This is a genomic window from Rhodococcus chondri (assembly GCF_036327435.1).
Classification (GTDB): domain Bacteria; phylum Actinomycetota; class Actinomycetes; order Mycobacteriales; family Mycobacteriaceae; genus Rhodococcus; species Rhodococcus chondri.
The window spans coordinates 1-3,628 of record NZ_JAUZMZ010000285.1 but is presented as its reverse complement, the minus strand read 5'-3'; the positions used below and the strand labels follow the sequence as shown (position 1 = coordinate 3,628).

Below are 3,628 nucleotides of genomic sequence, written 5' to 3'. Positions count from 1 at the left end.
AACCGGATCCTCGCGGCGCTGCAGCGCTTCGACCGGGAGATCTCGGATCGGCTCGACGTCGAGCACACCGTCGAGGAGGGAGCGCACGTCGTACGGATCTCCGGGGCCGGTGAGAACACCGCACCGACGGCGGTGCTGGCGGCTCTGGCCGAGCGCGCGGAGGCGGGCCGGGCGGCGCTGACGCAGCGTGAGCGCGATGTCTTCACCGGGTTCGTGCTGGGTGGGGTGGCCGACGAGTTACGTCGACGCATCGAGCAGGCCGAGGCGTTGATCGCGGCGATGAACCACAGTCTGGCGGACAGCCGCACCAGTCACGGCATCGGTGTGCGGATCGGGTGGCGTCCGGTACGGGAGGACGCCGACGCCGCGCAGGTCACCCGCCTCCTGGTCGACAGCGCACGCTCGCCCGGCGAGAGCGGGGATCTGATCGAACTGCTGCGCCGCCGCGTCGAGTCCTCGCATGCCGAGGATCCGTCGGCGGGTTATGCAACGCACCTGTCGCAGGCTCTGGACTATCGGGAGTGGCACACGGTGGAAGTGACGATCGTCGGTCCGGAACCCGATCAGGAGCGACGGATCTCGAAGCGGGCCAAGATATCTCAAGGGGAGACCCGGTTCGTGTCGTATGTGGCGCTGTTCGCGGCCGCCGACGGATACCTGTCGGGCCTGCCCGACACGGCCCTGGCGTTGCGGCTCGTCCTGCTCGACGACGCGTTCGCCAAGATCGACGAGCCGACCATCGGGGAACTGATGGGCCTGCTGGTGCGGCAGGACATCGACTTCGTCATGACCGGGCACGCGTTGTGGGGATGTGTGCCGCAGGTGCCGGCACTCGACATCTACGAGGTGCGGCGTCTCGACGACAGTTCGGCGGTCACCACCCGGGTGCACTGGGACGGCCGCAGCCGCCACGTGCGCCCCGCACGCTGACCGGTCTTCCCCAAACGTCCTCCGAGCCCGGATTCCCCCTCGCACACGGGCGGGAATCCGGGCTCGGGGAGGAGAGCCGAGTAGGCGCGGAAAGCGTCAGCTCACGCGACGCAGCAGCGCGGCCAGCGCCTGACCGCCACCGATGCACAGCGTCACCACACCGAACTCGAGGTCCCGACGGACGAGATCCCGCGCGACGCGCAGCGTCAGGATCGCCCCGGTCGCTCCCACCGGGTGACCGAGAGCGATCGCGCCGCCGTACGGGTTGGTCTTCTCGGGGTCGAGCTTGGCGTCGCGGATCACGGCGACGGCCTGGGACGCGAATGCCTCGTTGAGCTCCACCACGTCGATGTCGGACGGCGTCTTTCCGGTCTGCTCGAAGAGCTTCGCGAGCGCGAGCGTCGGCGCGTAACCCATGAGTTCGGGTTCCATCGCCGAGGTCGCGACCGCTTCGAGCACGACGTTGCCGGCCAGTCCGCGTTCGCGGGCGACCGATTCGCGGGCGAGCACGAGCGCCGCGGCACCGTCGTTGATGCCGGAGGCGTTGCCGGCGGTGACCGTTCCGTCCTTCACGAACGCCGCGCGCAGCTTGCCGAGAGCTTCGAGGGTGGTATCGGGCTTGGGGTGCTCGTCGACGCTCACCGTCACCGGGCGACGTCCCCCGATCTCGACGGGCGTGATCTCCTCGGCGAAGACCGCGCGGGCGGTCTCGGTGGCCGCACGCCGCTGGGATTCGAGCGCGAACTCGTCCTGCTGTTCGCGGCCGACGCCGTATTCGCGGGCGACGTTTTCGGCGGTGACGCCCATGTGCGCACCGCTGAACGGATCGGTGAGGATGCCGGTGGTGCCGTCGACCAGTTCACGGTTGCCCAGCTTGTAGCCGTTGCGGGCCCCGAAGTCGTAGAACGGCATCCGCGACATGTTCTCGTCGCCGCCGGCAACCGCGATGTCGATGCCGCCCCAGCGGATCTCCTGCGCTGCCGACCACACGGCCTGCAGCCCGGACCCGCAGAGCCGGTTGACGGTGAGTGCGGGCGTCGACACCGGGAGGCCGGCCGCGAGGGTGACCCGGCGGGCGTTGTATGCGTCGGGCCCGACCTGGCCGATGCAGCCCATGACCACTGCGTCGATGTCCTCGGCCGCGACACCGGAGCGCTGCAGGGCAGCGCGGACGGCGGTGGCGCCGAGCTCGTGAGCGGGTACGTCCTTGAAGGCGCCGCCGAAGCTGCCGACGGGGGTTCGTGCGCCGTCGACGATGACGATCGGTTCGGGAGTGGTCATGTCTGTTCCAATCTGCCCTGGCGTTGAGGCACTGAGTGCCGATAGTCTTACCATCAACTTACCCGCGCGTACGAGTTCTGAAAAGTATCGATTCTCAAATCGGAACAATTGCACTCTCGTGTCAGCGGGGATCGGCCAGGTCCGGTCCCCGCACGCGCTCCACCGCCCGGGGTGTCCCCAGCTCCGCACGGGTTTCCGGATACAGCGCGTAGAACTCCAGCAGGCGGTGCAGCAGCACCGGATCGATGGCGTAGCGACGCGAGTCCACCTCGAGCCGGGGCGCATCCGGCATCCGGTCCAGGCGAAAGAGCCGGCTGGTCCGCCGCCTCGCCCACGCGGCCTCGGGTGTGCCCTCCACCCAGATCTCCGGAAACCCGTGGTGCACGGCCCTCACACCGGCGACCGAGACCCACGGGAGATACGCCTCGAGCGTCCAGCCGCGCACCCGGATCCCGTCCGGCCCGAGCAACAGTCCACCCGGGCGGATACGCCCGAACAGCACCTCCGAAACGAACAGCACGCACGGGAGACCCAGCAGCGCCAGAACCAGACTCACGGCGGGAACGCCGGCATTGAACAGGAACACCTCGACCGCTGCCCCGATCGCGAGGGCGGCGGCGCACCCCACCATCGTCACCAGCAGACCGAATACCGAGATCCGGGACCGCACCTCCGTGAAGCCGCGCCCTCCGCGCTCGACGTGGCGGACGCCGGGCTTCCCCCGGTGCGGCCACCAGTAGGTCGCCCCGAAGAGCGCGGTGAGCAGCATCAGGCCCGCCAGGATCAGGAAGAACCGGGCTTCGCCGCCGTCACCGCCTCGCGCGACGGCCAGACTTTCCAGGAAGGCTGTCACGAAGACCACCGCCGCGAATCCGATCGCGGCGGCAGCCCGCAGATTCCATCGCGGTCGCGGCCACTCGGACGGCCTTTCGAGCCCTTCTACTTCCCGGTGGGATGCAGGGCTCTTCCTCCGGACGGATGTTCGTCGCACTGGTATCCCCTTCCGGAACGTCCGGAGGCCCCGACGCCCCCGGCAGATGCCGGTCGGGCTCGACGCTACCCCAGCGACCCCGGCCTGATCGGCAGGAAAACGCGCACTGCGCACGGGGGGTCGCGACACCCCGGCACCCCCCATTGGCACGACGGAGTGTGACGATTACCATACCGAGCGGTCAGTTGTCGGATACTTCCAGCTCATCAAATGTTTTCGAGGGGGACTTCTCATCGTGCGGAATACGGAACAGAAGTTTTGTGTACGGATGAGTAACACCTCCCGCGGTGAACACGACACAATCTGTGACGATTCAGACGAGACCGGAGGAATCTGCATGACTGTTCAGCTCGATTCGCCTGGCATCAGGCCCGCCGGCGCGGCATCGTCGGCCGAGTTCGAACTCGGCGCGATGTGCGCCCAGCT

The 3,628-nt window shown here is 68.5% G+C and carries 3 protein-coding genes; 1 reads left to right on the top strand and 2 read right to left on the bottom strand.

Annotated features, from left to right (window positions below; all coding sequences use genetic code 11):
• Positions 1-930, top strand: a 930-nt coding sequence (locus Q8814_RS25025; RefSeq protein WP_330154657.1) for an SbcC/MukB-like Walker B domain-containing protein, incomplete at its 5' end; no start/stop codon positions are given.
• Between the two features lie 96 nt (positions 931-1,026).
• On the opposite strand, the gene Q8814_RS25020 is transcribed toward Q8814_RS25025, so the two are convergent.
• Both Q8814_RS25020 and Q8814_RS25015 read right to left on the bottom strand, forming a co-directional pair.
• On the bottom strand, positions 1,027-2,211 hold the full coding sequence (locus Q8814_RS25020; RefSeq protein WP_330154656.1) for a thiolase family protein: 1,185 nt from the start codon (positions 2,209-2,211) through the stop codon (positions 1,027-1,029).
• Between the two features lie 121 nt (positions 2,212-2,332).
• Positions 2,333-3,064, bottom strand: coding sequence for a hypothetical protein (locus Q8814_RS25015; protein ID WP_330154655.1), 732 nt, complete (start codon positions 3,062-3,064; stop codon positions 2,333-2,335).
• Positions 3,065-3,628: the final 564 nt, after the last annotated feature.

Bases quoted from the DNA above. Each gene is read 5' to 3' on its own strand.
- Q8814_RS25020 (WP_330154656.1), bottom strand. From the start codon at position 2,211: ATGACCACTCCCGAACCGATCGTCATCGTCGACGGCGCACGAACCCCC.